Origin of the sequence: Nitrososphaera sp. (assembly GCF_037447015.1) — an archaeon.
GTDB lineage: Archaea > Thermoproteota > Nitrososphaeria > Nitrososphaerales > Nitrososphaeraceae > Nitrososphaera.
Genome location: NZ_JBBIHK010000015.1, coordinates 1 through 26,445, shown reverse-complemented (window position 1 = coordinate 26,445; position 26,445 = coordinate 1). Strand labels below are relative to the sequence as shown.

Annotated in this window: 32 protein-coding genes and 1 tRNA gene; 20 read left to right on the top strand and 13 right to left on the bottom strand. The window is 57.8% G+C overall.

Annotation, left to right across the window (positions count from 1 at the left end; translation table 11 throughout):
- Positions 1 to 824, top strand: an 824-nt coding sequence (locus tag WKI84_RS07170; RefSeq protein WP_337862852.1) for a metallophosphoesterase family protein, incomplete at its 5' end; no start/stop codon positions are given.
- On the opposite strand, the gene rnz is transcribed toward WKI84_RS07170, so the two are convergent.
- Both rnz and WKI84_RS07160 read right to left on the bottom strand, forming a co-directional pair.
- Positions 819 to 1,736 (bottom strand): ribonuclease Z, encoded by a 918-nt coding sequence (gene rnz, locus WKI84_RS07165; protein WP_337862874.1) that lies wholly within the window; start codon positions 1,734 to 1,736, stop codon positions 819 to 821. The genes WKI84_RS07170 and rnz overlap by 6 nt on opposite strands.
- A gap of 65 nt (positions 1,737 to 1,801) precedes the next feature.
- Positions 1,802 to 2,713: a ribose-phosphate pyrophosphokinase gene (locus WKI84_RS07160; protein WP_337862851.1), complete on the bottom strand. Its 912-nt coding sequence runs from the start codon at positions 2,711 to 2,713 to the stop codon at positions 1,802 to 1,804.
- Positions 2,714 to 2,836: 123 nt separating this feature from the next.
- Between WKI84_RS07160 and WKI84_RS07155 the strand changes: the two genes are divergently transcribed.
- A complete protein-coding gene (locus WKI84_RS07155; protein WP_337862850.1) occupies positions 2,837 to 4,243 on the top strand; it encodes a DUF3426 domain-containing protein in 1,407 nt (468 codons plus the stop codon).
- Here the strand turns inward: WKI84_RS07155 and WKI84_RS07150 are convergent.
- A complete protein-coding gene (locus WKI84_RS07150; protein ID WP_337862849.1) occupies positions 4,233 to 4,778 on the bottom strand; it encodes a DUF309 domain-containing protein in 546 nt (181 codons plus the stop codon). The two genes, WKI84_RS07155 and WKI84_RS07150, sit on opposite strands and share 11 nt — an antisense overlap.
- 134 nt (positions 4,779 to 4,912) lie before the next feature.
- Between WKI84_RS07150 and WKI84_RS07145 the strand changes: the two genes are divergently transcribed.
- From WKI84_RS07145 to WKI84_RS07125, 5 genes are all read left to right on the top strand, one after another.
- The gene (locus WKI84_RS07145; RefSeq protein ID WP_337862848.1) at positions 4,913 to 5,932 is read left to right on the top strand and encodes a multicopper oxidase domain-containing protein; all 1,020 of its coding nucleotides are present in this window, start codon (positions 4,913 to 4,915) and stop codon (positions 5,930 to 5,932) included.
- Between the two features lies 1 nt (position 5,933).
- Entirely contained in the window at positions 5,934 to 7,112 is a 1,179-nt protein-coding gene (locus WKI84_RS07140) for a divalent cation transporter (RefSeq protein ID WP_337862847.1), read from the top strand.
- Positions 7,113 to 7,182: 70 nt separating this feature from the next.
- Positions 7,183 to 7,350 carry a hypothetical protein gene (locus tag WKI84_RS07135; protein WP_337862846.1) on the top strand — a complete coding sequence of 56 codons (168 nt, stop codon included), beginning with the start codon at positions 7,183 to 7,185 and terminating at the stop codon, positions 7,348 to 7,350.
- A 102-nt stretch (positions 7,351 to 7,452) separates the two neighbouring features.
- On the top strand, positions 7,453 to 8,523 hold the full coding sequence (locus WKI84_RS07130; protein WP_337862845.1) for a hypothetical protein: 1,071 nt from the start codon (positions 7,453 to 7,455) through the stop codon (positions 8,521 to 8,523).
- A gap of 29 nt (positions 8,524 to 8,552) precedes the next feature.
- Positions 8,553 to 8,792: a hypothetical protein gene (locus WKI84_RS07125; protein WP_337862844.1), complete on the top strand. Its 240-nt coding sequence runs from the start codon at positions 8,553 to 8,555 to the stop codon at positions 8,790 to 8,792.
- Here the strand turns inward: WKI84_RS07125 and WKI84_RS07120 are convergent.
- Positions 8,785 to 9,060, bottom strand: coding sequence for a hypothetical protein (locus tag WKI84_RS07120; RefSeq protein WP_337862843.1), 276 nt, complete (start codon positions 9,058 to 9,060; stop codon positions 8,785 to 8,787). The two genes, WKI84_RS07125 and WKI84_RS07120, sit on opposite strands and share 8 nt — an antisense overlap.
- Positions 9,061 to 9,214: 154 nt before the next feature.
- Here WKI84_RS07120 and WKI84_RS07115 point away from each other — a divergent pair, with 154 nt between their 5' ends.
- The 3 genes from WKI84_RS07115 to WKI84_RS07105 all read left to right on the top strand — a co-directional run bounded on the left by WKI84_RS07115 (position 9,215) and on the right by WKI84_RS07105 (position 11,400).
- Positions 9,215 to 10,447, top strand: coding sequence for a multicopper oxidase domain-containing protein (locus WKI84_RS07115; protein WP_337862842.1), 1,233 nt, complete (start codon positions 9,215 to 9,217; stop codon positions 10,445 to 10,447).
- Between the two features lie 177 nt (positions 10,448 to 10,624).
- Positions 10,625 to 10,930: a hypothetical protein gene (locus WKI84_RS07110; RefSeq protein WP_337862841.1), complete on the top strand. Its 306-nt coding sequence runs from the start codon at positions 10,625 to 10,627 to the stop codon at positions 10,928 to 10,930.
- Between the two features lie 71 nt (positions 10,931 to 11,001).
- The gene (locus WKI84_RS07105; RefSeq protein WP_337862840.1) at positions 11,002 to 11,400 is read left to right on the top strand and encodes a PKD domain-containing protein; all 399 of its coding nucleotides are present in this window, start codon (positions 11,002 to 11,004) and stop codon (positions 11,398 to 11,400) included.
- A 45-nt stretch (positions 11,401 to 11,445) separates the two neighbouring features.
- On the opposite strand, the gene WKI84_RS07100 is transcribed toward WKI84_RS07105, so the two are convergent.
- Positions 11,446 to 11,715 carry a hypothetical protein gene (locus WKI84_RS07100; protein ID WP_337862839.1) on the bottom strand — a complete coding sequence of 90 codons (270 nt, stop codon included), beginning with the start codon at positions 11,713 to 11,715 and terminating at the stop codon, positions 11,446 to 11,448.
- 211 nt (positions 11,716 to 11,926) lie between these two features.
- Between WKI84_RS07100 and WKI84_RS07095 the strand changes: the two genes are divergently transcribed.
- From WKI84_RS07095 to WKI84_RS07075, 5 genes are all read left to right on the top strand, one after another.
- Positions 11,927 to 12,889, top strand: coding sequence for an EF-Tu/IF-2/RF-3 family GTPase (locus WKI84_RS07095; protein WP_337862838.1), 963 nt, complete (start codon positions 11,927 to 11,929; stop codon positions 12,887 to 12,889).
- The gene (locus tag WKI84_RS07090) at positions 12,882 to 13,559 is read left to right on the top strand and encodes a DUF99 family protein (RefSeq protein WP_337862837.1); all 678 of its coding nucleotides are present in this window, start codon (positions 12,882 to 12,884) and stop codon (positions 13,557 to 13,559) included. Before WKI84_RS07095 ends, WKI84_RS07090 begins: the two co-directional genes overlap by 8 nt.
- Positions 13,560 to 13,590: 31 nt before the next feature.
- Positions 13,591 to 14,043, top strand: coding sequence for a C2H2-type zinc finger protein (locus WKI84_RS07085; RefSeq protein ID WP_337862836.1), 453 nt, complete (start codon positions 13,591 to 13,593; stop codon positions 14,041 to 14,043).
- 74 nt (positions 14,044 to 14,117) lie between these two features.
- Positions 14,118 to 14,210, top strand: a tRNA-Cys gene (locus WKI84_RS07080).
- A 43-nt stretch (positions 14,211 to 14,253) separates the two neighbouring features.
- Positions 14,254 to 14,721 (top strand): SRPBCC family protein, encoded by a 468-nt coding sequence (locus tag WKI84_RS07075; protein WP_337862835.1) that lies wholly within the window; start codon positions 14,254 to 14,256, stop codon positions 14,719 to 14,721.
- Here the strand turns inward: WKI84_RS07075 and WKI84_RS07070 are convergent.
- Both WKI84_RS07070 and WKI84_RS07065 read right to left on the bottom strand, forming a co-directional pair.
- A complete protein-coding gene (locus tag WKI84_RS07070) occupies positions 14,708 to 15,820 on the bottom strand; it encodes an NAD(P)-dependent glycerol-1-phosphate dehydrogenase (RefSeq protein WP_337862834.1) in 1,113 nt (370 codons plus the stop codon). The genes WKI84_RS07075 and WKI84_RS07070 overlap by 14 nt on opposite strands.
- 7 nt (positions 15,821 to 15,827) lie before the next feature.
- Positions 15,828 to 16,181, bottom strand: coding sequence for a TRAM domain-containing protein (locus WKI84_RS07065; RefSeq protein WP_337862833.1), 354 nt, complete (start codon positions 16,179 to 16,181; stop codon positions 15,828 to 15,830).
- Between the two features lie 94 nt (positions 16,182 to 16,275).
- On the opposite strand from WKI84_RS07065, the gene WKI84_RS07060 reads away from it, so the two are divergent.
- Positions 16,276 to 16,695 (top strand): plastocyanin/azurin family copper-binding protein, encoded by a 420-nt coding sequence (locus tag WKI84_RS07060; protein WP_337862832.1) that lies wholly within the window; start codon positions 16,276 to 16,278, stop codon positions 16,693 to 16,695.
- A 234-nt stretch (positions 16,696 to 16,929) separates the two neighbouring features.
- Positions 16,930 to 18,840 carry a beta-CASP ribonuclease aCPSF1 gene (locus WKI84_RS07055; RefSeq protein ID WP_337862831.1) on the top strand — a complete coding sequence of 637 codons (1,911 nt, stop codon included), beginning with the start codon at positions 16,930 to 16,932 and terminating at the stop codon, positions 18,838 to 18,840.
- Here the strand turns inward: WKI84_RS07055 and sepF are convergent.
- Positions 18,832 to 19,128, bottom strand: a complete 297-nt coding sequence (gene sepF / locus WKI84_RS07050) for a cell division protein SepF (protein ID WP_337862830.1) — start codon at positions 19,126 to 19,128, stop codon at positions 18,832 to 18,834. The two genes, WKI84_RS07055 and sepF, sit on opposite strands and share 9 nt — an antisense overlap.
- Positions 19,129 to 19,247: 119 nt before the next feature.
- On the bottom strand, positions 19,248 to 20,300 hold the full coding sequence (locus tag WKI84_RS07045) for a hypothetical protein (RefSeq protein ID WP_337862829.1): 1,053 nt from the start codon (positions 20,298 to 20,300) through the stop codon (positions 19,248 to 19,250).
- Between the two features lie 90 nt (positions 20,301 to 20,390).
- On the opposite strand from WKI84_RS07045, the gene WKI84_RS07040 reads away from it, so the two are divergent.
- Positions 20,391 to 20,558: a hypothetical protein gene (locus WKI84_RS07040; RefSeq protein ID WP_337862828.1), complete on the top strand. Its 168-nt coding sequence runs from the start codon at positions 20,391 to 20,393 to the stop codon at positions 20,556 to 20,558.
- Positions 20,559 to 20,683: 125 nt separating this feature from the next.
- On the opposite strand, the gene pheT is transcribed toward WKI84_RS07040, so the two are convergent.
- Complete coding sequence (pheT, locus tag WKI84_RS07035) at positions 20,684 to 22,438, bottom strand: phenylalanine--tRNA ligase subunit beta (RefSeq protein ID WP_337862827.1); 1,755 nt, start codon at positions 22,436 to 22,438, stop codon at positions 20,684 to 20,686.
- Positions 22,426 to 23,916, bottom strand: coding sequence for a phenylalanine--tRNA ligase subunit alpha (locus WKI84_RS07030; RefSeq protein WP_337862826.1), 1,491 nt, complete (start codon positions 23,914 to 23,916; stop codon positions 22,426 to 22,428). The genes pheT and WKI84_RS07030 overlap by 13 nt, the downstream gene beginning before the upstream one ends.
- 54 nt (positions 23,917 to 23,970) lie before the next feature.
- Here WKI84_RS07030 and WKI84_RS07025 point away from each other — a divergent pair, with 54 nt between their 5' ends.
- Together WKI84_RS07025 and WKI84_RS07020 are read left to right on the top strand one after the other, a co-directional pair.
- Positions 23,971 to 25,167: a tryptophan--tRNA ligase gene (locus WKI84_RS07025; protein WP_337862825.1), complete on the top strand. Its 1,197-nt coding sequence runs from the start codon at positions 23,971 to 23,973 to the stop codon at positions 25,165 to 25,167.
- Positions 25,168 to 25,173: 6 nt separating this feature from the next.
- Complete coding sequence (locus WKI84_RS07020; protein ID WP_337862824.1) at positions 25,174 to 25,464, top strand: hypothetical protein; 291 nt, start codon at positions 25,174 to 25,176, stop codon at positions 25,462 to 25,464.
- Here the strand turns inward: WKI84_RS07020 and WKI84_RS07015 are convergent.
- Positions 25,461 to 25,823 carry a hypothetical protein gene (locus tag WKI84_RS07015; protein ID WP_337862823.1) on the bottom strand — a complete coding sequence of 121 codons (363 nt, stop codon included), beginning with the start codon at positions 25,821 to 25,823 and terminating at the stop codon, positions 25,461 to 25,463. The genes WKI84_RS07020 and WKI84_RS07015 overlap by 4 nt on opposite strands.
- A 65-nt stretch (positions 25,824 to 25,888) precedes the next feature.
- Positions 25,889 to 26,359, bottom strand: a complete 471-nt coding sequence (locus WKI84_RS07010; RefSeq protein WP_337862822.1) for a pantetheine-phosphate adenylyltransferase — start codon at positions 26,357 to 26,359, stop codon at positions 25,889 to 25,891.
- Positions 26,360 to 26,445 lie beyond the last annotated feature (86 nt).

The following is a 26,445-nucleotide window of genomic DNA, read 5'->3' as shown; positions in this document are numbered from 1 at the left end:
CAGGCGGCAGGGTCAGCGGCGGCCTGGTAGAGATCGACGAGTGCGAGCAGCTTGCTATCGTTGGCGACCTGCATGGCGACATTGGCACTCTGGATAAACTGCTTGAAAAACTGGACCATGAAAAATTCCTCAAAAACCCGCTCAACAAGCTTGTGTTTCTGGGCGACTATGTGGACAGGGGGAGCGACTCGATTGGCGTGCTTGCAACCGTCTGCCAATTAAAGCATGCCCATCCTGACTCGGTGGTGCTGATGCGGGGGAACCACGAGGCGCCGGCCGAGTTCCCGTTCCGCTCACACAACCTGCCCTGCGACATAGAGGCCGCGTTCGGGAAAAGCGCCGGCAGGACGGCCTACCGCAGGGTGCTTGCACTTTTCAGGCTGCTGACGCTTGCGACCCTCGTCAGGGAAAGCCTGCTTTTGGTGCACGGCGGCCTGCCTGCCGTGGACGTGGATGCTTCAAGCTACCGGCAGTCTCTGGCAGGCGCGCAGGAAGATTATCTGAAGAACAGGGTGATGGAAGAGCTGCTCTGGAGCGACCCCAGAGAGATCAAAGGGTGGGAGCCGTCGCCCAGGGGAGCGGGCCGCCATTTTGGCAGGGACGTGACTGACAGGTGGCTTGCCGCAACGGGCGCCAAGGCGGTGGTGCGGGGCCACGAGCCCTGCGACGGCTTTCGAGTCGACCACGGCGGCAGGATCCTGACACTGTTTTCCTCAAAAGAGCCCTACCCGGGCTTTGGGGCCGCGTACGTCCTTGCAAGCAGGCATGACCTCAAAAAGATAAAGGACGCGCACGACCTGGCAAAACACGCGATAAGGCTATGAGCCGTCGGCGTAGGGTATGTCCACGACCTTCAGGTCGTCTGCCGCCTCGACGTTGCCGTGTATCGCAGCCGCCTCTGCCACCAGCGCAGACGTTTCATCGTAGCGGGCGCTGAAATGGGTGAGGAACAGCTTTTTTGCGCCAGCCTGCCTTGCAAGCGTGGCCGCCTCTGTAGCAGTAGAGTGCGCCGTTTCGACTGCTTTTGCAAGCTTGTCGTGAGCGTACGTTGACTCGAAAACGAGCACGTCGCAGCCTGCAAAAAACCGCTCCAGCTTTTCCGTGGGCCGTGTGTCGCCGGAAATGCCAACCTTCCTGCCTGGGCGAGGAGGGCCGACAACGTCTGACGACTTTATCGTTTTGCCTCCAAACTCGACATCGTGGCCATGCTGCAGCTTGCTGTACAGCTGGCCTTCGGGTATCCCGATCTTTTTCACAAGCCCGATGTTGAACGCGCCGGGCCGGTCAAACTCGTCCAGCCTGAACGAGAGCGCCGGCACCGAGTGGAGCGCCTCGCAGCACGACACCTGGTAGCCGTCTTCTCTCACTACCACGCCCTCCTTCTCTATGACGTGTATCGCGACTTCAAACGAGAGCCCGAAATTGATTATGCGCATGTTTTCTTCCAAAAATTCTTTGAGCCGGGGCTGGCCGTACACGTCCAGGCGCCTCTCCCTCCCAAGCAGAGCCATCGTCTGCAGCAGCCCCAGCAGCCCGACGCAGTGGTCTGCGTGCATGTGGGTGACAAACACCTTCATCTTGCGGTTCATGCCGAGGCCGGCCTTGATGAAGTTGCGCTGCATCCCCTCGCCTGCGTCAAACAGCAAGAGCTCGCCGTCGCGCATGATTGCCACCGAGGACAGCCCGCGCTCGGCTGTGGGGGCGGCCGACGAGGTGCCAAGGAAGACGAGCTGCATGTTTGCCAATTATTCTCTCGCTCTCTTTCTCTCTTTCTTGCCGGTGGAGAGCAAGCGCGCCTGATTTATGCTTCTTGTTTTTTGCCTGCAAAAGCGGCCATTGCCGCCTGCGCAAGGGCCGGCGCCAGGTCTACCTTGGCATGCTTGCCCGGTATGGAATTGGTTGCGACAATGTCCTGCACGCCTGCCGCCATGATGTTCTTTGCGGCGTCCCCTATCAAGAGCGCGTGGGCGCACATGGCGTATATCCGGTTTGCGCCCTCTTTCTTTAAAAGTTCAGCAGCCTTGACTATGCTTCCGCCGCTGCTTATCATGTCGTCGACCAGTATCGCGTCGCGGCCGGAGACGCTGGCGTCTACCTCGGGATCGATTGTGACTTCGCCGGTAGTCCTGTCCCTCGTCTTTTTCAGCGCGACCATCTCTGTTCCTAAAAGGCGGGCAAATTCCTGCGCCCTTGCCGCCCCGCCGGCGTCAGGCGACACCGCAAGCGGGCTATGTAATTTCATTGCCTTTGCGTGCGCCGCAAGGAGCGGTATCGACGAGACGTTTGTGATGTTTTTGAAGTAAGAGAGGCCGATCTGGCTGTGCATGTCCACCGTGACCACCGAGTGGGCGCCTGCCGCTTCCAGGAGCCGGGCGACGAGGGCGATGGTTGCGACCTCGCCTTCGAGGAACGCCCTGTCCTGCCTTGCATAGGCGAGGTACGGTATGACCGCGCACACCTGCGCGCCGTCGTCTGCGCATTTTTTTGCAATCATCATGGCCTGCAGCAGGTGGCTGTCAGTGGGCGGGTAGGTGGACTGGACGACGACGCATTTGTTTTTCTTTGCGCCGGCAAGAAGCCTTATCTTGCTCTCGCCGTCAGAAAATACGCGCAGCTCTGCGCTGACAAGCCCTGCGCCCAGCTGCCTTGCAATGCCGGCGGCAAGCTCTGGCGACGACGGGCCCGCTATGACCGTCATGTCTGAAGAGGACAAACGGGAGTTGACAGAGTGCACGTCTTTTAATATCTATTGTCAGATTCAAACTTAATATCCCGATCACCCTGACAAGAATGCCAGATGCGGCCGGCAGCCGTCGCCATTTCATCGATCGCCCTGATGACGATCTTACCTGCTGTCCTCTTTGCGCAGGCTGCAGCAGCGCAAGAGCAAGGAGACGGCCTGTCGTTTCAGAACACGTCCTCGTACGTGGACGAGACCCGCATAATGCACGTCCTGGGCGAAGTAAAGAACAATTCTGGAACTGCCGCAAAGCAGGTGGTGATAACAGGGTCGTTTTACGACAGCGCCGGCTCGCTCCTTGGGCAGTTCAACGCTACTGCCAGGCTGCGCGTGGTGAACCCCGGCCAGTCTGCGCCCTTTGACGTGCGCTACATCGATCCCCCGACAGTGAGCAGGGTCGCCAACTATACGCTTGCAGTGTCGAGCCAGCAGCCCGCAGATGAAAAGCCGTCCAGCATGACCATACTGTCGTCTAGGTCAAGGCTCGACGTGCTGGGCGTCTATTTCATCGACGTTGAAGCCCGAAACGACGGCGAGCAGGCTGCGACTGCGCCCACGGTGGTGGCGACGCTCTATGACGCTAGCGGCAGGGTGGTGGCGATAGGCGAGGCCCCTGCCGAGAGGGACGACAGGGTCGTGACGGCCCTGCCGCCGGGGCAGGACGCCGGCTTTAGCGTCGTAGTCGCAGAGCGGCTGCAGACCTACAAGGCGGCGCGGTACTCGCTCGTCGCAGACTCGGATCAATACCTGTCGCAGGTGGTCACTCTGAAGGCGGCCGGCCTTGGCGCCCAACAACAACAGCAGCAGGCGCCGCCCACAAACGGCGGCACGCAGAACAGCGACAACAGGAGCGGGTGCCTGATAGCGACTGCTGCGTTTGGAAGCGAGCTTGCCCCGCAGGTGCAGGCGCTGCGCGATTTCAGAGACGGCGTCGCGCTCAAGACGGCGGCCGGCAGCAGCTTTATGACCGTCTTTAACTCGTGGTACTACTCTTTCAGCCCGCAGGTGGCCGAGTACGAGCGGGGCGAGCCGTGGTTCCAGTCTGCCGTCAGGGCGTCCATACAGCCGCTCCTCGAGATACTGGAGCTGAGCACGGCCACGTTTGACTTCCTGTCGCCGGCAGGCGGCGAGGCGGCCATCCTTGGGGCCGGCATAGTGGCAAGCTCGCTCATAGGGCTCATCTACCTTGCGCCTGTATCGGCAGCAGCCGCCGCCGTGGCAACAGCAGCAGCGGCAGCTAAGAAAAATAAGACGGCGACATCAGACAGCAAAGGCCCATCTCGCAGGATGGTGATAATAAGATACTTGTTGCTGGCAGCCTGGGTCGCAGGGCTGGCTGCAATTGCAGCGGGACAGCTGGCTGCAAATAACAATGCCGGCGAACCACCATTGCCAACAGCAGTGATGATGATGTTTGGGACGGCGATTGTGGTGCTTGCGGCAATCAGCACCGTGACAATCGCTGCAGCAAAGCTTGCCTCTGCCATTGCCGCTAGATGGTGAACCGCTCTATCCTGCCAGTCTGCAGTATCTGCGAAACAAGCGTGACAAGCCTGTCCATGTCAATCCCGTAATAGCTGCCCGTTGCGCTTTCGAGCTTTTTCATGGCCCTGGCAAGGATGGATATGCAGACCTGCGGCTCGTCCTGCGTGTCGTGCACGAACGCGGCCGCGACCAGTATCATGCCGTTTATCCAGTTCCTTTCTTCTACCTTTGGCGTGGCCTTCCAGACTCCTTCGAGCAGCTCGTGCGCCCCCCAGTACTTTTCGTCGTTGAAAAGCTCGACCGCCTTTCTGATGGCTTCCTCCTTTGGCATGTGCTTTTCCACGATCTGCTCATAGCTTGCAAGCGGCGATATCTTTGTCAGGCTGTCGATCAGGCTTTCGACCCTTACTCTATCCGGGATGCTCGTGTCAAACTCGACGTACTTTTTTGAAACGCGCGCGTCCCTGATTATTACACCTTCAGGCACGGCCTCCCTGGCCCTCGCAAGCAGCACCGCCGCGTCCTTGGGGGTGAACGGCCTGCTGTTCTGCAAGTGGACAAAGTACCTCTCCACGGCTCTTTTCCGGGCGATACGGGAGATAAACCTGACGCAAAATAGTGTCGGCTAATAATGTTAGCCTGGGCTAACATTTATTATTTAGGCTAACGGATCAGTATGTCGTCCAGATGCATCCCAAGGTACTGCTCGCAGCTGCCGTTACGGTCGCGCTTGCCGCAAGCGCACTGGCCCTGTCGTCGCTTGGGCCCCAGGCGAGGGCGCAGGACGGGGAAAAAATGGTGATAGGCCACAACGCCGGCATCTACAGGACGTCCGGCGACGTCCTGGACCCCGAGCACGCCGACGGCAGGCAGGAGGTCTCTATCGACCCTGACAGGTATTTGAGGGAGTTCAACTATGGCCGCGTCTCTGCGCTGCCGGACGGCCGGACGCTGCGCGAGTTCACGATAATTGCAGACGACAGGCAGACGCTTGAAATCTCGCCGGGCGTGAAATACAACGCATGGACGTTCAACGGCACCATACCGGGCCCGACCATCAGGGCGACTGAAGGCGACCTTGTCAGGATCCACTTCATCAACAACGGCACGATGCCCCACTCGATGCACTTCCACGGCATACACAGCGCCGAGATGGACGGGGTCTTTGAGCAGATAGCGCCGGGAGGCCGGTTCACGTACGAGTTCACAGCCGAGCCCTACGGCCTGCACCTGTACCACTGTCACGTCCCGCCGCTTGAGGAGCACATCTCCCGGGGCCTTTACGGCGTCTACATCGTCGACCCGAAGGAGCCGCGCAAGGACGCAGACGAGATGGTGATGGTGATGAACGGCTACGACACCGACTTTGACACCGAGAACAACTTTTACACTGTAAACGGCATACCGTTCTACTACATGCACCACCCAATCCAGATAGAGAAGGACAGGCCAGTGCGCGTTTACCTTGTAAACGTGCTCGAGTTTGACCAGATAAACAACTTTCACCTGCATGGCAACCTCTTTTACCTCTACCGGACAGGCACCATGCCGCAGCCCGACGAGTACACCGACATGGTGACAATGAGCCAGGGCGAGCGCTCCATCCTCGAGTTCACGTACAAGTATCCGGGCAACTACATGTTCCACGCCCACAAGACCGAGTTTGCAGAAAAAGGCTGGACGGGGATATTCCTGGTGAAGCAGTGAGATGGAAGAGAAAGAGCAACAACATGGGCACAGGCCGGCTCGCAGCTGGAAGGTCGCGGCAAGTGCCGTCGTTCCACTCGTCGTGCTTGCCGCAATGGTGGCGTTCCTCCTGTGGCCGGGCAACAGCGCCCTGCTCAACATTGGCGCCCCGCTCCCGGACATATCGATAGAGAGGATCGAGTTTGGCGACAGGATGGTTACTGCCTACATACGGAACGTGGGCCCGGAGGCCATAGAGGTGGCGCAGGCAGACATCAACGACAGAATAGTCCCTGCCGCGATAGAGCCTTCAAAAAAGCTTGACCGGTTTGCAGAGGCGCGAGTAGTGATGCCGTTTGACTGGATAGAGGGCAGACCGTACGAGGTGGGGGTCACCGCGTCTGATGGCACCCGGTTTGCCCGGGCGGTGCCCGCAGCGGCGCCGGCCATCCAGCCCAGCGCCGGCCAGGTGTCTTTTCTGGCACTGATAGGCACCTACGTCGGCATAATACCTGTAATGATAGGGCTCCTGTGGCTGTCCTTTTTGAAGCAGCTGTCAAGCGCCAAGTATGCGTTCTTTCTCAGCCTGACTGCCGGCCTCCTGCTCTTCCTGGGCATAGACGCGCTGGTCGAGGCAAACGAGATATCGGCAGAGAGATTGGCCGGCGCCTTTGGAGGGCAGGCGCTCATTGCCACAGTGGCTGTGGTATCGTTCCTCTCGCTGCTGCTTGCGTCGGACCGGCTTGCAGGCAGGGCCAAAGGCGCGTTTGCCATCTCGCTCATGATAGCAGTCGGGATCGGGCTGCACAACCTGGGAGAGGGACTGGCCATAGGGGCGGCCATGGTCGCAGGGTCTGTGGCGCTCTCGACGTTCCTCATCATAGGCTTTGCAATCCACAACACCACCGAGGGCCTGGCAATAGTGGCACCGCTTGCCCGGGAAAAGCCCCGGCTATGGAGGCTCGTGACGCTCGGCCTCATCGCAGGCGCGCCGGCGATAGCCGGCACCTGGATAGGGAGCTTTGTCTCCTCGCCTGTGGCATCCATCGTCTTTTTGTCGGTCGGGGCCGGCGCCGTCTTCCAGGTGGTCTATGTGATATTCAGACACACCGGCGGAAAGGAGCAGCTCCTGAGCGCGCCCGTGGTGGCCGGCATCGGGTCAGGCATGCTCCTGATGTACCTGACAAGCCTGCTCATCTGACTGCGCCAGATAAAAGAAAAAGAAAGAACACATATCCTGCCTTCATATCTTCTATGATAGACGAGAGCATATGAAGACGCTTACAATCGACGACCAGACGTACAGGCGCTTTGAATCGATAATGAAGGACATGATGCACGAAAAAAAGCGCGACATCGACCCGAGCGACGTTCTGAACGTGCTCATAAACGCCTACCAGGACAGCCTAACCTTCAGCGGCGAAAACGCCGGCGGGTAGAAGGTAGATTTTGGGCGTAGAGCGGCGGGGAGAAGAAGAAGAGAGAGACTTAAAATTGCCGTCTGGCATACCTGCTGTATAGATATGCGCATGCTGCTGGTCGTGCCAGCTCTTGCACTGATGGCGACGATGCTTCTTCTTTTCTCCTCGCCGCTATTCGCCCTGCTGCCTGCGCAGGCCCTGCCGCCTGAGCAGCAGCGACAGCAACAGCAGGACGGGGGACAGCTTGAGATAAAGAACTCTGACTATACCTTTGTCGACTCTGACGGCATGCTCAACATCGTGGGCGTGGTCAACAACAAGGGCACGGTGCCGCTGTCGGTGACCATGGGCCTCGACGTGCAGGGCAAGACGCTTCAGGAACAGCTGTACGGCAGGGTGATATATCCGGGCAAGGGCGCCCCGTTCAAGTTCCAGGTGCCGCAGGGCACCGAGGTCTCGGGCAGGCCCTATGTCCTTGAAGCCAGAGAGGTGCGCCAGCCGTTCTACGACACGCTCGTCCTAAACTATACAAACATGGCAGTGGGCGAGGAGCGGGTCCTGTCAGGCACGGTCCGAAACGACGGCCCGTTTGCAATGCACAACATAACCGTGTACGCCTCGGTCCACAGCGAGGACATGACGAACCTTGACTCTGTCCGCAGCAACACCATCCCAGTCCTTGCACCAGGGGAAGAGGCCGGGTTTGTGGCCGCGCCCGACCCTGCGGTCAAGGCCAACGTCTATTACTATAGCTGCGCCGGCATTGACCCCGACGCGCCGATATCCACGCTCCCGACAGGCGACGGCAAGTTCATCGCCTACGACCTGACGACGGTGGCCAAGGTGAGCGGCCTGCGCTACGACAACTCGACAGACAGCATCTCGTTTGGGATCAAGCACTACAACCCGGCTGGCGGCCCCGCCGTGCTGAAATTCGCCCAGCTTGCCAAGAACCAGACGGTGGCAGTCATGCTTGACGGCAGCGCCTACGAGTCGGCAAAAGTCGCCATGGACGGCAGGACCGTCCAGGTCGATCTGTTCATCCCGCCCGGCGACCACGAAGTGCAGGTGCAGGGGGTGAGGACGATCCCCGAGTTCCCGCTTGCATACCTCGGCCTGGCGGCGGCCTTTGCAGCCGCAGTCGCGCTGGCCAGGCAGAAGAAGACAAGCAAGAAGCAAGGCAGCGTTTAAAATCTCCCTTCCTCAACAAAAGTAGTGCAGTGCACTGCGCCAAAATTACCAAGTCGTCATCCGCCGGCTGCAGGCTGGAGCTTTACGGCCCGCAGATGCAGGTGCTCGAGTCCGAGTCGTTTGCAGACCTCTATACGCTGAATTTCCGCCTTCAGACCCTTGCTAGCAAGCACAAGATATCAGAGGGGCTGCTCGTCGTCCACGACAAGGACGCAAATGCCGTGGACATCTCGCTTGCCAAAGGCGAAAACGCGTTTTTCGTCAGCTAGTTCTACCGTCCGCATCATCGTCGTTGTCATTGTTGCCAGCGGCGTTCTCCCTAAAGTTGCGCTGGCCTACTGCCACCTTGACCGTCGTGTGGCACGCAGGGCATTCTGCCCAGCTGCGGCCGCCAAAATACTCCCACTCAAAGCCGCACCTCCCGTAGGTGCACTTGAGCCACCTGCCCCTTGGCACCTTTTTCCAGTCGTCCTGCATGGGCTTCCTCGCCCTCCTTGCAGCCCTTGGGAACCGCCTGCCGCCCACATAAGGAGCCATGGCATCCCGTCCCCATGCGCTAATTTAAATACACCTGCAATTCTGTACGAATTTTCTATGTTAAGTATATAGAATGTATGAATATGCGAAAATTCTAAATAGGTATATGCAAATTCGACAAGTATTATATAGACCACGGCGACATTTCGTCGTAATGAACAAGGCAATCATTGCAGGGTTGGCCGCCGGTGTTCTCATTGTGGGGCTTGTTTTTAGCCCGCTGTTCAACGGGAACCCACTGTCAGCAGTTGATGCTCAACGCAGCACCGGCACCACAAGGCAAGTCACCCTGATCGCAAACGAGAACGAAGTCATGGTAGCCCCAGACAACGCTCTCCACCCAGGGGGACTAAAGTACAACGCGATGACCTTTAACGGCACCATCCCCGGTCCGGTAGTTGCCGTCAACCAGGGCGACACTGTAGAAATCACTCTGAAAAACGAGGGCAAGGTAATCCACAGCCTCGACTTCCACGCAGGCATTGGCCCAAGCAATGCACTATCTGGCAACGTTGCAGCCGGCGAGGAAAAGACGTGGACTCTGCACGCAAAGACTGCAGGCGTCTTCCTTTACCACTGCGGCGCTGACGGCCTCAACGGCGTGTGGGAGCACATTGCAAACGGCATGTACGGCGGCATAGTGGTGCACCCGGCAAAGGAGAAGCCGGCAAAAGAGTTCTATGTTGTCTTTGGCGAGATCTACAACTCGGAAGATGGCGGCCTCTTTACAGGCGACAACTCGACAGACACTGCAGGCAGCTTTGACCTCGGCAAGTTCGCAACCGACCAGCCAGACCTGATACTGACCAACGGCATGGCTCACAAGTACGTCCCAAGCATAGGCCAGGCAGTCAAGCTCGAGCTCAACAAGGACGCAGAGGTCTTCAAGGTCAAGCCAGGCGAGCTGACAAGGTGGTACATTGTGAACCCAGGTCCTAACGGCTATGTCGCATTCCACTTCATTGCTGGAATGATGGACGTCCGCGATGGTTCGGTGAGAGGCAACTATGGCAAGCCGGTGACGCAGGACGAGACATGGACAATCCCGCCAGGCTCTGGCACGGTGATTGAAGCCACGTTCCCCGAGGCCGGTCTGTACGTGGGCGTTGACCACAACATGAACCACGTAGTCAGGGGCGCAGCATTTGCCGTACTGGCAACTGAGGACGCCACTGAAGACGACCACCCAGAAGGCACGTGGGTTCCAAGCAGGTCGCACCTGATTGAGGGCGGCTCGATGACGACAGGGGCATATGCAGGCACTGTGCCTGAAGGAACACCCGGCGGCAACGCTACCTCGACAGGCCCAGCTTCTTCGACCGGCCAGAACACCACATCCAGCGGCGGCGGTAACAGCACCAGAACCAACTCGACGACGACTGGCTAGGCGCCAGCCGTCTTCTTCCTCTTTTCTTTTCCCTATCAAACCGGCTTTGTTTAAAAAGTAACTCGACCACGCTCAAATAAGGCCATACACGCAAAATCTGCAAGCACAAATTCCGACTTTTTAAACAAAGCCTATCAAACCACAAAGCTTTTCTAGCCAGTTTTTCGATTTTAGCCGTTGGCCAAGCGCCAGTTCACCATCGACACGGGCAAGGAGCAGATACCTGTAGAGGGCCACGTGCACAGGAACGTAGCCGTCAAGTACCTCATGAAGCGCAGGCGCTCCGTCCTCATGACCAAGAACCCTGAAAAAGTGGAAAAGCTTTACGCCGATCTCCCAACCACCATCAAGATAGTGGGCAAGCAGGTCACCAAGGAGTACAAGGTGAACTGGCAGAGGGAAGGGACCGAGGACACGTACGCAGGTTCGCGCTTTGTGTTCACGATGGACGAGGTAGATAGCAACAACAACGGTCAGGCGTAGCTGCCAGGTGGCAGGGGCATGCGTGACATAGAGCCTATATTAGGGCCGCTCTCATCATGTGGTCGCAGGACTTGACATCCGCCACCCGAAAATATGGCATCATTATCGCCATGGCCGTGGCAGTCGCGGCCGTCCTTGCGTTTGCCTACCTTTACAAGCCAGCCGCCGTGGAAAAGCCCCGGCCGCTCGTGATAACTGCCGACAACTTTTTCAAGATAAGGGTGGGCGAAGACGCGCCCTTTTTTGCAGCGGCAAAGGGAGGGGTCAAGCCCTACAAGTTCGAGTGGGACTTTGGAGACGGCACCAGATCGCCCTTGCAGAACGTGACGCACTCTTATTCAGAGACGGGCACCTACCGCGTGACACTAAAAGTGACAGACTCGGCCGGCACCGTTCAAGACGTGTCGCATACCGTCGACGTGTATCCTGTAGACGCCAACTTTACCCGCGGGCCGGACCTGCGGCGGTAGAGTGCACGCTGCACGTCACCGGGACTGTGAGCAAGCGGCAGGAGCTCATGATGCTGACGTTCTGGCTTTGGAGTCGCGCAAAAACGCGCGCATCCTGCTGATTATCAGGTCGGCAGACGGGCCTGCAATGTCGACGAGTGCGGCCTCGATGTCCTCAAGCGCCGAGCACGGGCTGCCGTTAATGATCAGCTTGTACCTGTCTTCCAGGTGAAAGACCAAGAGCCGGTAGGCATCGGGGCTGAATGCGCTCACGGCGTGCCTGAGGGCCTGCCTTTTCGTTTCGCAGTCGTAGAGGTAGCCTTCAAACACGCACATATATCGGTCAAAGTTCTATAAGAATGCTCTATTTCAGATAATTCCTTTTCAATTATCATATTGCGGTTTCATAACCCGGCCGCGCAAATTGATGGCCGGGGCATACCATCGTTTGCAGCATTCCCCTGGGCGACGGGCTGTGCCATGTCGTTTTTGCAATAGGTATGAGTAAATACCGGACACTGCAAAAAGCCCGCTGGTATACAATAGAATGGTGTTAAACAGCGTCAACTTTGTGGTATTTGGCGATCCTGCCATAGCAGCCGAGCTGGGCAAAAAGGGCACGTCGACTGACATTGCGATCTATGACCGGAAGACGTCTGACACCGTCTTTACCTGGACCGTGCCCCTCACGTTCCCGGACAAGATACAGCCGCTCATGCAGGCGGCAAACATTGGCGAGTACGCCATCCTCAACGTCGCCAAGCTCGACAGGTTCCTGGGTGAGCAGATCCTTGCGCTGGACTATGTCGGGATAAAGGACGGCTTTGTGCTGCACTCGTACGAGGTCGATCGTGAAAAATTAAGGGCGCTATTGAAAAACACGTCGCTTGCAGGCTACCAGTTTCTCGATAGCGTCGACCAGCTAAAGATGGAGATGTCCAAGCTGCAGCCGAAAAAGACGGAAGGCCCTGCCCTGATACCGGTCGACCACGCGTTCGATGTCAAGGGCGTTGGAACCGTGATCCTGGGCGTCGTAAAGCAGGGCTCGATCAAAGTGTACGACGAGCTGGATTTGCTGCCCTCACCGTCGTCATCGCCGGCGGGCAAGAAGAAGGTGCTTGTCAAGTCGATACAGATGCACGACGACCCCGTCGAGGGCGCGTCGAGCCCTGCGAGGGTCGGCCTTGCGGTCAAGGGCGTGTCTGCCGCCGACGTGTCCAGAGGCGACGTGCTGTGCGCGCCCGGCGCGGCGCAGGTGTCGCAGGGCACTCTGAGCGCCAGGTTCGCCAAGAGCCCCTTCTTCAAGGGAGACATTGCCGAGAACCAGACGTACATGCTGTCTGTGGGGATGCAGATAAGGCCGGTGAAGGTCAGGCTAGCCGGAGGAGGTGGCGACTCGCTGGAAATAACCCCGGAAAAGCCGCTCGTCTATTTGCCTGGGCAGCCGTGCGTGCTGCTCAAGCCTGACAGCCCGACCACCCGCATAATAGGCAAGGGCACCTTTGCCTGACAGCCAGCCAGACAGACGGACAGCAATAGTCTTATCAAATCGCACGCTGCAAGCAAAAGGCATCATAACCAGCACCGCCAGACGCGTCCACGCAGAGAAAAAAGGGGTCAGGGTATTTGCCGTAGCCGAGAGCTTTGGGCGCGGCATTGGCGGCGGCAAAAAGTCGGTGCTTGCCGGCGTGGTGATGCGGCGCGACCTGGTGATAGACGGCATGGCGTTTGGGCACGCGACAATCGGCGGGGACGACGCCACCGGCGCGATAACGTCGATGTACAGGTCGCTTGGCAGGGACGATGTCAGCTGCATAATGCTCGACGGGCTTGTTATCAGCATGTACAACATCATTGACGGAGAAAAAATATCAACTGACGCGGGCCTGCCTGTTGTCGCAATAACGTTTGAAGACTCGCCAAAGGGGCTCGAAGACGCAATAAGGCACCATTTCCCGGATAAAAAAACGCAGGAGCTAAAGCTGACGCAGTACGCGCGCCTTGGCAGGCGCGAGAGGGTGGTGCTAAAGACCGGCAAGCCGCTTTACATAAGGCAGTGGGGCCTGACGGCCAGGCGCGCCCTTGCAGTCCTCAACGCCTTTACCTTGCAGGGCGCGCTGCCCGAGCCGGTGAAGGTGGCAAAAATTGCAGCCCGCTCTGCGGCAAGCACCTTCCCTTAACCCTTTAGTATCATTTTCTGCTATTTTACCCATGGAGACCGTACCCAGCAGAATCAACTGGACAGACCTTGTGAACGAGTCGGTCCACACTGCCGACGACCAGGACATTGGCGACATCGAGGCAGTCAGCCGGGACATCCTCGTGGTCAAGCGGGGCTTTATCAACGTCCACCGCTACTACATACCGGTGAGCAAGGTGGACGGGTGGGACGGGAACGTGTTCTGGCTCAAGGTGAGCGAGGACGAGGTAAAGAGGAACTATGAGCGCGACGTCGAGCCCGACCCGTACCGCTACTATGTAAAGGACTACCCCTACTATGCGGCCGAGTACCCGCCGCTGATAGTGCTCCCGCAGAGGTACGCAAGGCCGGCCTACTCTGTGTCGGCAGGCAAAGAGAAAAAGGGCACGTACAGGTGCGACATCTGCGGCAGGGACTTTGCGTCAGACGTGGAATTCAGCGACCACGTCAAGACGACACACTAGCGCAGCCGCCCCTCTGCCTCTGCCCCTTACCTATAAATTAGAACCGCCAAGAAATACTGCCAGCAAGCAGCGGTGGTGGGGTGGCAGAGCGGCCATGCGTTCGCCTGCAGCATATATGATGGTATGCAGTCAGCGAATTTATAGGGGTTCGAATCCCCTCCCCACCTTTTTCCGCAACCTCTAAAAAACTGCTGTTAGCCGTTTCTCTTTGTGGCGCGCACCTTCCGTCACTCTTTTGCAGTTGACGCCGACATCGACAGGGTCTGGGACTTTTACACAGACATCAACCACCTGAAGGTAATAACGCCTCCGCAGCTGCAGCTGGAAATAGTGAGGACGACAGCAGCCGGCAACCGGCTGGACGAAGGCGCAGAGGTCTGGCTCTCTGCGCGGTATGCGGCGATCCGCGCCCGGTGGCATTCCAAGATAACTCTTGCCCGCAAATACGTCTACGTCGACGAGATGCTGGAGGGCCTGTTCCCCTACTGGAAGCACACGCACACTTTTGAGAAAGAAGAAGGCGATACAAAGGCAACAATAGTCAAAGACGAGGTGGAATTTGAGATGCCGTACGGCATCTTTGGAAAGCTGCTGTTGGAAGGCTATGCCATGTCGCAGCTTGAAAAAATATTTGCCCACCGCAAAGAGGCGACGATAAGGGCGCTCAGCCGACGATGACCCTTGCAGACCGTGCAAGCTCGTACGCCTTCTCCCTGTCCAGCTTGACCTTGCTCAGGATGGTGTAGCGGTCGGGCCGGAGCGACTGCGCCTTGACCAGCGCGCTCACCACCTGCTCGTCTGTTATGCCTATCTGCCTTGCGCTCGTCGGCGCGCCCATGTTTTCGAGCGTGCGGGCGACAAGCTCCCAGTCAAGGCCGTGCAGTTTGGCCATCATTATCGTGCCGAGGCCGACCCGCTCGCCATGCAGGCCGCATTCGTTGGAGCCTGCCACATACTCGAGCGCGTGGCTGAACAGGTGCTCCGAGCCGGAGCACGGCCTGCTGCTGCCTGCAATGCACGCGGCGACTCCTGCGCTTATCAGGGCCTCCACTATAGTCCTGACGCTGTGCATGTCCTTCCTCTTCAGCTTCTCTGACTCGTCCAGTATTATCTTGGCGCTCATGTACGCCAGGTTTGCCGCATAGCTGCCGAAATACTCGCCTGTCTCGTCCCGGGCCAGCTCCCAGTCGCGGACAGCCGTTATCTTGGCTACAAGGTCGCCGCAGCCGCCTGCCAGCAGCCGGGGTGGCGCCTGAGCAAGCAGGCGCGTGTCTGCAAGCACGCCGATGGGCGTGTTGGCCTTAATCGAATGGGGCTTGTCCGTCCCCCTGACTGACACGAACGGGCTTGAAATGCCGTCGTGCGAGGCAGAGGTGGGCACGCTCAGGAACGGCCGCTCTAGCCTGAACGCAGTCATCTTGGCGACGTCTACCGACCTGCCGCCGCCAAAGCCTATCACGAAATCCGGGTCGTGCTCCCGTATCCTGGAATAGAGCCGGTTGACCGTGTCCATCGACGCGTCGCTGACAGTATACCACCTGCCCTTCAGCTTTGCCTTCGCAAGCGAAGACTTGCACGCAGAGCCTGCCCGCTTCTTGACTATTCTGCCTGTAATGACTGCTACCTTTGACTCGCCGCCGAGAGACTTGACAAACGCGCCCAGCTGCGACACCACGCGCTCGCCTATGAGTATCTTTCTTGGCAGCTCCATCAGGTGCGCAGGCGGCGATGATGATGATGATGGCGACGATGAAGATGATGAAGGTGGCGATGCCAATGCGATCTTACTCGTCGCTGTCGCCAGAGGTCTCTGCCTCGGCGTCTGGCGGCAGCGATTCTACTGCTTCTTCATTTTGTTCGCCCTTGCCGGCAACAACGATGTCTGCCGACGCGTAGCCGCTGCCCACCCTGGTTATCCTTATCCTTACGCTGTCGCCCACGTTTGCGCCTGCCACAAAAACCACGAGGCCCTGCACCCTTGCGACCCCGCTGTCGCCCCTCCTGCTCATGGACTCGATCTTGACGTCATACTCCTCGCCGACCTTGACTGGCGAGGGTCTGAAAGGCTTTGAGCCCCCAAACCGCCTGGGGCCCCTGAAACCCGGACCATCCCTGCTGCTGCCGCTACTGCTCTCCAAACCCAGTCAAGGTTGGTTGTAGCGGTGATTGCTATTTCAACTTTCGGACAAAGGCTAATTATCATGCTCTGGCTGCATTACAGATGCATATACCGTGATTGTACCTGTGGCCGCCGGGCTTGCAGCAGGGGTTGCACTCGTGATATTGTTTGCATACTGGGCCGCAAACCCGCCAGTATACCGGGCCGAGTCTTGGTCTGTCTTTGAAGTGGTGCTCCCGGAGGGCGCCTCTTTAGACGGTGAAGGCAAGAGTTTCGAGCCGCAGCACGTTTCTATAAAGAGCGGCGATGGCGTCAGGTGGGTAAACCAAGAGAAGCTGTTTGTAACAATAGTTGTCGAGCCTGCATGCGAGCCTGCTGACATAGACGCAAAAGCAATCTCTTCTCCAACTGGCACCGAAAAAGAACTAGGAGCAGGCGACTCGCTTGAATGCAGGTTCTTTGAGCCCGGCCAGTACCGTGTACACACGGAGCCGTGGCCCTGGATGCAGGGCACCGTGACCGTCGAGCCCTAGCCGCGGCTCTAACAAGCATCATCATCATTATTATCTTGCCGACTAGTGCTGCTATTGCAACTATCGGGTCGTCTACTGTGTATATGTGCGTGTGTGTGTTTGCTGCGGGCAAAAGCAGCCGGGCCACAATATTTAATACCTGTCCCGGCCAAGCTTAACCTGACTGGCGTATGCACGCATCATCCATACCTTTTGGTGATGCTTGAGCGCTGTGATACGTGATGATTGGACAGTATGCACCGCAGTAATACCCGGCAGCCGGAGAAAGAATCTGAAAGCCAGAACATTATGGCAGTCATACTCCAGAGTCTGCCGGCCGAGTCCGGCCTGACCAAGATAGAGTACGAAGGCCCCAAGATAGCGCTGTACTCGAGGAACCCTGCCTACCTGATGCAGAACAACCAGCTCATCTCCAACATGGTCAACACAATAAAAAAGAGGATAGTGGTCCGCACCGACGAGTCGATACGCAAGCCGCAGGCCGAGTCAGCCGAGATAATCGCCAGGTCGATACCGGCAGAGGCGGGCCCTGCAGGCACCTTCTTTGACCCTGTTCTTGGCGAGGCAGTCGTGTTTGCGCGCAGGCCGTGGATGCTGGCGCAGACCGGGGAGGAGTTTGACAACATCGACCTTGCCGAAAAGACCGGCTGGCGCGTCAGGATACGCAAGGCGCCAAGGAGCATGGCCGCAATCGAATACATTTACAAGATAATGGGCGAGACCGTCGCCGAGCGCACCCGCTTTTACCGCGAGGTGGGCGACAAGATATTCCGGGAAAAGCTGCTTGGGGACGTGGCAGAGGCGAGTCTGACAACGCTCGGCGGCTTTGCAGAGGTCGGCCGGTCCTGCATGCTACTCACCACGCAGGAGAGCAAGATACTGCTCGACTGCGGGATAAACGAGAGCGCGCGCGACCCGCTCCTGCGCCTGCCCCGCTTCGACGTGGCCGGGATAGGCATGGACGAGATAGACGCAGTCGTGCTTTCGCACGCCCACCTTGACCACACCGGCTTTATGCCGGCGCTCTTCAAGTACGGGTACAGCGGGCCCGTCTACTGCACCGAGCCGACGCTCCTTTTGATGTCGATACTGCAGCGCGATTACGTGGCAAGGGCAAAAGACCCTCTGTATTCTGAAAAGGACATTGACAGCGAGGTCGTGCACACTATACCGCTCACGCACGGCATAGTGACCGACATCTCGCCGGACGTCAAGCTGGTGCTTTCAAACTCGGGCCACATGCTCGGGTCGGTGTCGTCGCACCTGCACATCGGAAACGGAGACCACAACCTCGTCTATACGGGCGACCTGAAATTCGGCAGGACGCTTGCGCTTGACAACGCCGTCTGGAACTTTCCACGCGTAGAGACCCTTGTGATAGAGGGGACGTACGGCGGCAAGGAAGACGTCGCCTGCCCCCGCGAAGAGTCCGAGGCGGCCCTTGCCCGGGCCATCTCGTCGGCGGCGCAGGCAGGCGGCAGGGTGCTGATACCCGTTCCCGCAGCAGGGATAGCACAAGAGCTATTGCTGGTGCTCGACCAGATGTTCAAGTCCGGCAGGGTGCCGCAGGTAAAAGTGCTGGTGGACAGGCTGGTGTCGGAGGCGACTGCTATTTACGAAGCGTACCCCGAGTTCCTGTCAAGGGAGCTCCGGCCCCGCGTCGCCGAGTCGGAAACAAGCCCCTTTGGCCCCAATTTCACAGTAGCCGGGCCGGGGCAACAAAAGGTGGTGCAGGGCGAGCCGGCAGTCATCCTGGCGCCGTCGTCTATGCTGCTTGGCGGCACGCCGTCTTTTGACTATTTGAAGCAAATAGCAGGCGACCCCGCAAGCAAGGTGCTGCTGGTGTCGTACCAGGCGCCAGATACGCCGGGGAGGATGCTGCAGGACGGCGGCCGGCAGCTTGCGGTAAACGGCAATAACAATATCCAGATCCGCTGCCAGGTCGAGCGCCTCGACGGCTTTTCCAGCCACAGCGACTATAACCAGCTGATGGCATACGTCAGCCGGCTCAGGCCCAAGGTGAGGCGCGTCCTTGTCAACCACGGCGAGCGGCCCAAGGCGCAGAGCCTCGCAAGCTCGATAAACAAGATCTTTAAAATCCAGACGCAGCACCCGCTGGTCCAGGAAGCTGTAAAGCTACTTTAGGTCGTAGGCGCCCCGCCAGACCTTGACCCCCGGCGGCGTGAGCACGATGCGCTCCTCTCCAAGGCGGGCAATGTCTCCCCCTGCGGACTGGGCAAAAGCGTAAAGATCCTCGACCACCTTGCGCAGCTCTTCGACGTCCTTTTGCGCAAGCGGCGTAACCCTGAGTATCAGGATCATGTGCTTTTTGATGTCCTCTTTTATTGAGGTGAGGTCGCTTACGTCGCGCAGCGTGAGCGCCTTGAGGTACACCGGTGGCTTGTGGGTAGTCGTCGATGATTTGTCCGTCATTTGTTGAGGTGTAACTGGATTTTACATGCGCTCTCAATAGTCGTGTTGGTCAACACTAGTTCACCGGCTAGTGGAATTTTAGCTAGAATGGGGCCTGCTCTTTGAATCCGGGCCCGGGATCAGATGCGCAGCGAGTCTACCCAGCTGCTGTCGGCCGGCTCTGCCTCAATGCTCTTTGATGCGCCATTTGCAGTGACTGTAACCTCCGAGCGGGCATCCTTGGGCGCGTCAGAGTATCGAAGCACGATGGATGCCGCCTTTGCTATTGCCCCGTCGTCGTAGGTGCCCCGGAGGATGCATGTCGGCCCGACGTGGTCCTTGGCCTCCAGGACGGCGTCTTTGCCGTCCTCTGCAAGCGCCCTGACAATCTCGTTTTCGTCCTTGTTCCTGCCAACCACCAGCTTGGCCTCTTTTGACAGGCGGAAGTGCCTCCCCACCTTTAGCAGTTCGATGTCGTTTATCGACGGTATGTCCTTGACGTGGGCCATGAGGTCCTCGACGCGCTTTGAAAAAGCCGGGTCGGTCAGCAGGCAGCCGCCGGCGGCGTTTGGCGGCTCGTGGACGCCAAAGCGCCTGGCAAGTGCCAGCTGGCCCTTGCGCGACCTGCCCCTGATGTCGCCCATGTTCTCCCTCTTGATCAGGCCGTCCCTTTCGGCGTCGGTAGGCGGCAGGTGCTTTGCCGACAATGGGCGCAGCACTTTGCCCTCAAGCCCCGTCTCGCTTTCGATTATGTGCAGCGCCCTGTTGTTCTGGCTCATGGGGCGCTGGAACAGCACCTCGCCTGTTATTATAAAGTCGGCGCCCGTCTTTTCCATGTGTTCTTTGGCGGCGCCGTACATCATCTGGCGGCAGTCGATGCACGGGTTCATGCCAGAGCCGTAGCCGTGCCTGGGGTTCTTTAGCATCCGCAGATATTCTTCGCCAAAATACACGGTCTTTAGCTTCACTCCAAGCTCGTCGGCCACTTCCTTTACCCTGTGGCCGCAGCCTTTGCCGCAGTCAAAGTCGCAGAACGGCGTCTTGATGGCAACGGCTTCCACGTCCACGCCCTGGTCGAGCATCATCCTGATTGCCAGGTTGCTGTCGAGGCCGCCTGACAGCAGAGCCACTGCCTTTGGCCTTTTTCCTTCCTTTTCTTCTTTAACGCCTGCCTGCTTTTCGTTTTGCGACATTCTGCTATATACGTGCAAATTCCTGTCGATTCGTTATAAAAACCTGCTTGGCGCGGTACAGCTAAATGGCCGTGCTGCGCATGTTGCAACATGTTGCGCTGCAAAAAGCACGGCAGGGGCAGGTACAGCGTCTTGTTTGACACGTACTATTGCGCCGACTGCGACAGGTGGCTTGAGAAAAAATGCGAGAACGCCAGGTTCTGCGAGCTGTGCCAGGCCCGGCCGAAAAAGCCGAGCATGGGACGCAAAGGAGGGTGATGCCATAATATAAGAAAAGTGTGCCCCGCTTCTGACTCACACGCTGTCATAGTCTAGCCTGAGCTCCTCTGCGTGCTCTTTAAACGGGGTGTACTTGCTACATGGAATAGGTATTTGTGCCTTCCCTAGGGCGATAGAGTCAGCATTGCAGAGAGGTCGAGCTCAAATGCGGCGACCGGAACGCGCAATTTGAAATTCTCTATGACCTGCGGCCTTACCTCGCCTATCTTGCCGTTTGCAGATGCCGATGCCGCTGTCGTCGTTATGCTGGCGCACCTGCCGTCGATAAAGAGCGGATCAGACGACGGCTCTGTGGTCACGGAAGCGATGCCAAACGCCGACGACAGCAGCGCCTGCAGCGCCGACTTGGCCTCTGTGTAGCCGGCTTCGCCGTGGGCGATGACTGCCGCGATGCTCCACCTTTCGTCTATCTTTCCGCCTCCTTCTACTGTTCTTCTAAAGGTCTTGCCTATCTCGAACAGCTTTTGCGGGTACTCTTCGTGCACGTTGCGGGAGAGCGACTGCAGCAGCTGCGGCAGGAGCGAGTCGCGCAGGACCTCGTGCTCGGCGCTCTTGGAACCGTCGACGGCGAGTGCGCCTTCCCTTCCGCCATTCCCCTCTTCCTCCTGCTTCCTGCCTGCAAGGTCGTAAATCACTTCTCTGCCTGCAAGCGACGAGTTGAACGCTTCAAGCATGCCCATCCCTGTCATCGCCTGCCTGGCGGCGTCAAAGTAGGTCGAAAGCACAAGCCTCTCGCCTGCCACGGGCGAAGGCGGGAACGACGGCTCGATGTTGTATATGCCGTAGCCTATGGCTACCTCTTCGACAAGGTCGATTGGGTGGGTTATGTCGACGCGGTAGCGCGGTATAGTGCACGTTATTATCCTGTTTTTCCCGGCGGCTCTGGCGTCAAGCCTGCACTTTTCCAGACAGTCGACCATCTCTTTTGCAGAGAGCGCAAGGCCCAGCATGGCATTTACGTAGTCGACGTCAACTCGCATCTGCGCCGGCCTGACGTCCGGCGTCACCATCATCGTCTTTTTCTTGCCGCCGCTGCCCCCGTCTATGGTCACCGGCTGTATCGTAAAGCCTGCGTCGTAAAGGGTTATCGCAATGACTGCAAGCGCATCCTGGGCCGCCTTGGCGTCGGTGGCGGTGACTTCGACGAACAGGTTCCTGCATCCTGTGTCTACCCGGGTGGCCTCGCCGTTGATGATGGGCGGCAGGGACAGCACGGTACCTGCGCTGTCTATTATTACTGGGTAATTGTTCTTGCAATCTGCAAGCAGGTGGCCGTAGCTCCTGCCTGTGTCTGTCTCTTTGAGTATCTGCTCTACCGTCATCATCTCCTCTTTCTTTTCTGCCGGGCCGCCAAGCGGCGCAAACGAAAAGCTGCTATCAGCAACCGTGTACCTCACCGGGAACTTGATCGCGTCCAGGTTGTGCATCCCGATGGACGCCTTTTTCCTGCGCCGGCCGATGCCGTTGTGCAGGTCCTCTTGCATCGCTATCAGCTGCTTTATCGTCTCGTCGTCCAGGTTGCCGCCTTTTGCAACGAGTGCCACGATGTGCGGGCGCACCTTTTTGACCGCTCTGTCTACCTTGATTGACGCAGCAGCAGTTTTGCCTTTCGGCGATGATGCGACCCTGAACCTGGGCATGCCTGTCTCTACGCCAAGGAGGCCGGCAAGGGCGCGGGCGATGCCATAGTCGGAAGAAAAGTCCGGCCTGTTCGGGTTGTACTCTACCCTTACAATGTTGCCGTCGATGCCCTCTATGTCCAGGCCGACAAAGGGCAGCATCTCTAGCGCCTTTTCAGCCTTGACGCCGCGGGGCAGCATCTTTTTCAGCCGGTCTAGCGAGACGTTTACAACTGGCACCTTGGCACACTCCTGAGCCACGACAGCCTGTTTCCATACAGTTCGCGAACGTCGTCAAGGCCAAACCTGAGCATCGCTATCCTCTCCAGCCCGCCGCCCCATGCAAGGACGGGGTTCTTGATGTCAAGAGGCTCCGTCACTTCGGGCCTGAAAATGCCCATGCCGAACAGCTCGACCCACTTTTCCAGTCTCTCGTTGTAGACCATGCTCTGGAGCGACGGTTCTGTGTATGGGAAAAAGGTGGGCCAGAATTTGACCTTCTTGATGCCCATGCGGGCGTAAAACTCTCTCTGCAGGCCCATCAGGTCACGGAGCGACGCGCCAGGCGCGGTGGCGACTCCTTCTACCTGGTGGAACTCGACCAGGTGCTTGTACGACACCTTCTCGTTGCGGAACACCCTGCCGACAGAGAAAAACCGCGCGGCCTCTGGCTTTGCCTTTGCAAGGTGCTGGAGGGTCACGGGCGTCGTGTGTGTCCTGAGCACCACGCGCTCTGCCTCTGCGCTCTCCCAGCCGCCCCATCCTGTCCTGTGCACCTGCGATATCTTTTTTATCTGAGCAGCAGTGGCCGGCAGCGGCTGCTGGCGGAGGCCGGAGATGTAGAACGTGTCCTGCATCTCCCGTGCGGGATGGTCCTGCGGAGTAAAGAGCGCGTCAAAGTTCCAAAAGCCGGACTGCACCATCGGACCGTCTATCTCGGAAAAGCCGAGGCCGACGAAAATCTCTTTTACTTCTTCGATGATGTCGACCAGCGGGTGGCGCCTCCCCGGGAATATTGAAGGTGCAGGTGCCTGCACGTCGAGCGCGCTGAACTCGACGTTTTTCCATTTGCCTGAAGTGATGAGCTCGGGCGTCAGCCTGCGTTCCTGCATCTTTCCGCTCGCAATAACAGGAAGAAGTGCCCTGCCAGCATCAGTTAAAGAGATGCGCGATTCCTTGCGTTGTCTGATATCTAGATAGCCAGGGCGCTTTCCCAGCAATTCAAAGCCTTTCTTCTGTTCTTCAGTTAGCTTGCCCTCCTCCATCCCGCCCTCCATCTCTGCAAGAAAAGTCTCTTCAGGTGATCTTTTCTCTGATAGGGTCGTAGCTAACATCTTGCCGCCTTCCACAAACTGAATCCATTGGTTGCGTTTTGCATTTGCAATGGCGGCGTTCAGCTCTTCATTTTTTAGGATCTTGTTTGCGAGTATGTCTGCGATAGTGTTTTTGCCCTCCTTGACTGCATTAACTAGTCTTCTTTCAGGCAGTCCACCGCTTATCGCCGATGCCCCTTCTGCGGTCAAATAAATGTGAGAAACAGTCGATTCGTTGACTGTTACCAGGTTCTTGAATTTGAGCCATTCAATGCCCCTTCTAATTTGGTCGATAGATAATCCTGTACCTATTGTGAGCAGATCTACAGGAAAATCCTGTTTGTCCGCTAGCGCCTTTAGCAATGTCCTTTCAATCGGGTGCAGCGCCGACACATCGATGCTCATATCCCTGTTACGAATGAGTTGACATGGGGAAGAGTTTTTAAACGTTAACACGATGTGAGCTCAAAGATGGAACCCGGCCCCGACGCTCCTTCTGATAATAACAACGACGACGACGAAAAATACGGCGGCGACTTTAAAGTCACGCCGTGGGAGGTCGAGGGCGAAGTCGACTACAACAGGCTGGTGGAAAAGTTTGGCACGCAGCCGATAACGCAAGAGCTGCTGCAGAAGGTAAAGGGGATGGTCGGCGAGATCCACCCGATGCTAAAGCTCGGCTATTTCTTTTCGCACCGCGACTTTGACTGGGTGCTCGACAAAAAGGACAAGGGCGAGAACTTTTACCTCTACACGGGCAGGGGGCCGTCCGGCATGGTGCACATGGGCCACGTCATGCCATGGATATTCACCAAATACCTGCAGGACAAGTTTGACGCCAAGCTGCTTTTCCAGCTGACAGACGACGAAAAGTTCCTGTACGGCCAGGACAGGACCAGGGAAGAGATAAAAAAATACACGTACGAAAACATACTGGACATCATCGCCATAGGGTTCAACCCGAAAAAGACGCGCATAATCGTGGACACCAAGCACATACAGCACCTCTATCCACTTGCGACAGAGATAGCGAAGAGGATAACGTTTTCGACTGCCAAGGCCGTCTTTGGCTTTAACAATTCGACCAACATTGGCATGATAGGGTTCCCGCCGGTGCAGGCAGCGCCGTGCTTTTTGCCGTCAGTAATCGAGGGCAAGAACACGCCGGTGCTGATACCTGCCGCCATAGACCAGGACCCTTACTGGCGCATGACACGCGACGTTGCCGACAGGATGGGCTATTACAAGCCTGCCCAGATACACAGCAAGTTCCTGCCCGGCCTTGGCATGCTGGGCAAGATGTCGTCGTCCCGGCCCGAGACTGCCATATTCACGACGGACGCGCCAGAGGTGGTGGAAAAAAAGGTGGTTTCGGCGTTCACGGGCGGCCAGCCCACGGTCGCGCTGCAGCGCCAGCTGGGCGGCAATGCCCTTGGCTGCCCGGTGTTCTGGTACCTGCGCTACTTTTTCGACACCGAGAAGCAGTCGGACGAGCGCCTGCTCAAATGCAGGAGCGGCAACTTGCTGTGCGGCGAGTGCAAGTCCGACCTTGCCAAGGGCGCACGGCCGTTCGTGGCCGAGTTCCAGAAGCGGCGCGAAAAAGCCCGCGACGTGATCCCGATGTTCATGTACGACGGCAGGCCGCTTGAGGAATAACAGGAAATGAAGAAACAAACGTTCGAGTGCGACGGCCGGTACGAGGCCGAAAAGCTGGCCGCGCTGGTGTCGGTCCAAAAGGACGGGGCAGCGTATTTCGACGGCATAACCGCAATCGTCGGCAACGAGGTGGTGATAAAACTGAGAGACAAGTCGTCTCACGCAGTCGTCATGAAAGACAGAGAGAACGTCGAAAAATTAAAGGCGCTCCTTGAGGCGGTGCGCGCCGGCAAGGCCAAAATAATAGAAAGCAGTTTTTCCGGGCCGGTGGCCGAGATCACATTTTCTTCCTTTTAGCGCAGCTCCTTGTTCATCTCGTCGGTGAGTATCTCCTGCACCTTGCGGAAATACAATCCCGTAGAATAGGGCATCATCGGTATGTATTCCTCTATTACTTGCATGACGTAGGGGACGGCCCTCTTTGACACATCCATCTTGAACTTCATCCACAGTATCCTGTCCTGCTCGAAATGCACCTTGTCCTTCAGGTGCTCCGGCACGACCTCGATCGACTTGTCCTCTATGCGCTTGTACCAGTATGCAAGCACGTCGGGGTCTAGCCCCTCGCGCAGGTTCTTGACTGAGGCGTTTATCTTGCTCTCGGCAAACCCTATTGGGGTGCTGGCATTATCACTTGGAATAAACGACGATACCACGGCAGCATCTTGCTTGCCCGTACCGGATAAAATACAGCTTGTCCATCAAGTTTGAGCGCTGCCTGTCATTTTTTTAGCAACCTGCCGCGGCTGTCTATCTCGCCTGCGCGGATCCTGGTGGACGATACGGGCCTGCCGTCCTCTGCCTTGACCAGCTCGACAGAGACCAGCTGTGCCGGTGCTAGCCCGTTCTTCTGCCTGATCTCGTTCAACCTTGCTATCTTGCTGCCGGTCTCGGCGCTTGCAACGAGCGCCTCCACGTCGCCTGTGGTGACTGCTGGCCCAAACTCGCTGTCCAGCCGTGCTATCTCGTAACTCGCAGATGCGCCAAACTCTTTTTTTATAGCCTCTTTCAGATTGTGGACGCGCTCGTCAAAGCCGTGGTTCAGCTTTTTGTATTTTGAAGCAAACTCGTCGCTTGTGACCCCGATTATGACGTGGTCGCCAGACTCAAAGGCCCTGGTAAGCAGCGCGATGTGGCCTACGTGCAGCTCGTCAAACGTGCCGCCCGTGGCGACTAGCTTGAAGCGGGCCATCGCAGGCAGGTAGCACAGCCTGCGATATTAACCGCTCTTTTGGAATATCTTGATTGCCTGCGGCGGACAGACGTTCTCGCATGCAA

What these genes read in the sequence shown, in the direction of transcription:
- WKI84_RS07155 (WP_337862850.1), top strand. Translation starts at nt 2,837, where the DNA reads ATGACGATCTTACCTGCTGTCCTCTTTGCGCAGGCTGCAGCAGCGCAA.
- WKI84_RS07055 (WP_337862831.1), top strand. Translation starts at nt 16,930, where the DNA reads ATGCACCGCAGTAATACCCGGCAGCCGGAGAAAGAATCTGAAAGCCAG.
- WKI84_RS07095 (WP_337862838.1), top strand. Translation starts at nt 11,927, where the DNA reads ATGGTGTTAAACAGCGTCAACTTTGTGGTATTTGGCGATCCTGCCATA.
- WKI84_RS07140 (WP_337862847.1), top strand. Translation starts at nt 5,934, where the DNA reads ATGGAAGAGAAAGAGCAACAACATGGGCACAGGCCGGCTCGCAGCTGG.
- WKI84_RS07135 (WP_337862846.1), top strand. Translation starts at nt 7,183, where the DNA reads ATGAAGACGCTTACAATCGACGACCAGACGTACAGGCGCTTTGAATCG.
- WKI84_RS07120 (WP_337862843.1), bottom strand. Translation starts at nt 9,060, where the DNA reads ATGGCTCCTTATGTGGGCGGCAGGCGGTTCCCAAGGGCTGCAAGGAGG.
- WKI84_RS07045 (WP_337862829.1), bottom strand. Translation starts at nt 20,300, where the DNA reads ATGTCGCAAAACGAAAAGCAGGCAGGCGTTAAAGAAGAAAAGGAAGGA.
- WKI84_RS07085 (WP_337862836.1), top strand. Translation starts at nt 13,591, where the DNA reads ATGGAGACCGTACCCAGCAGAATCAACTGGACAGACCTTGTGAACGAG.
- WKI84_RS07145 (WP_337862848.1), top strand. Translation starts at nt 4,913, where the DNA reads ATGCATCCCAAGGTACTGCTCGCAGCTGCCGTTACGGTCGCGCTTGCC.
- WKI84_RS07040 (WP_337862828.1), top strand. Translation starts at nt 20,391, where the DNA reads ATGTTGCGCTGCAAAAAGCACGGCAGGGGCAGGTACAGCGTCTTGTTT.
- WKI84_RS07100 (WP_337862839.1), bottom strand. Translation starts at nt 11,715, where the DNA reads ATGTGCGTGTTTGAAGGCTACCTCTACGACTGCGAAACGAAAAGGCAG.
- WKI84_RS07020 (WP_337862824.1), top strand. Translation starts at nt 25,174, where the DNA reads ATGAAGAAACAAACGTTCGAGTGCGACGGCCGGTACGAGGCCGAAAAG.
- WKI84_RS07010 (WP_337862822.1), bottom strand. Translation starts at nt 26,359, where the DNA reads ATGGCCCGCTTCAAGCTAGTCGCCACGGGCGGCACGTTTGACGAGCTG.
- WKI84_RS07030 (WP_337862826.1), bottom strand. Translation starts at nt 23,916, where the DNA reads ATGAGCATCGATGTGTCGGCGCTGCACCCGATTGAAAGGACATTGCTA.
- sepF (WP_337862830.1), bottom strand. Translation starts at nt 19,128, where the DNA reads ATGACGGACAAATCATCGACGACTACCCACAAGCCACCGGTGTACCTC.
- WKI84_RS07115 (WP_337862842.1), top strand. Translation starts at nt 9,215, where the DNA reads ATGAACAAGGCAATCATTGCAGGGTTGGCCGCCGGTGTTCTCATTGTG.
- rnz (WP_337862874.1), bottom strand. Translation starts at nt 1,736, where the DNA reads ATGCAGCTCGTCTTCCTTGGCACCTCGTCGGCCGCCCCCACAGCCGAG.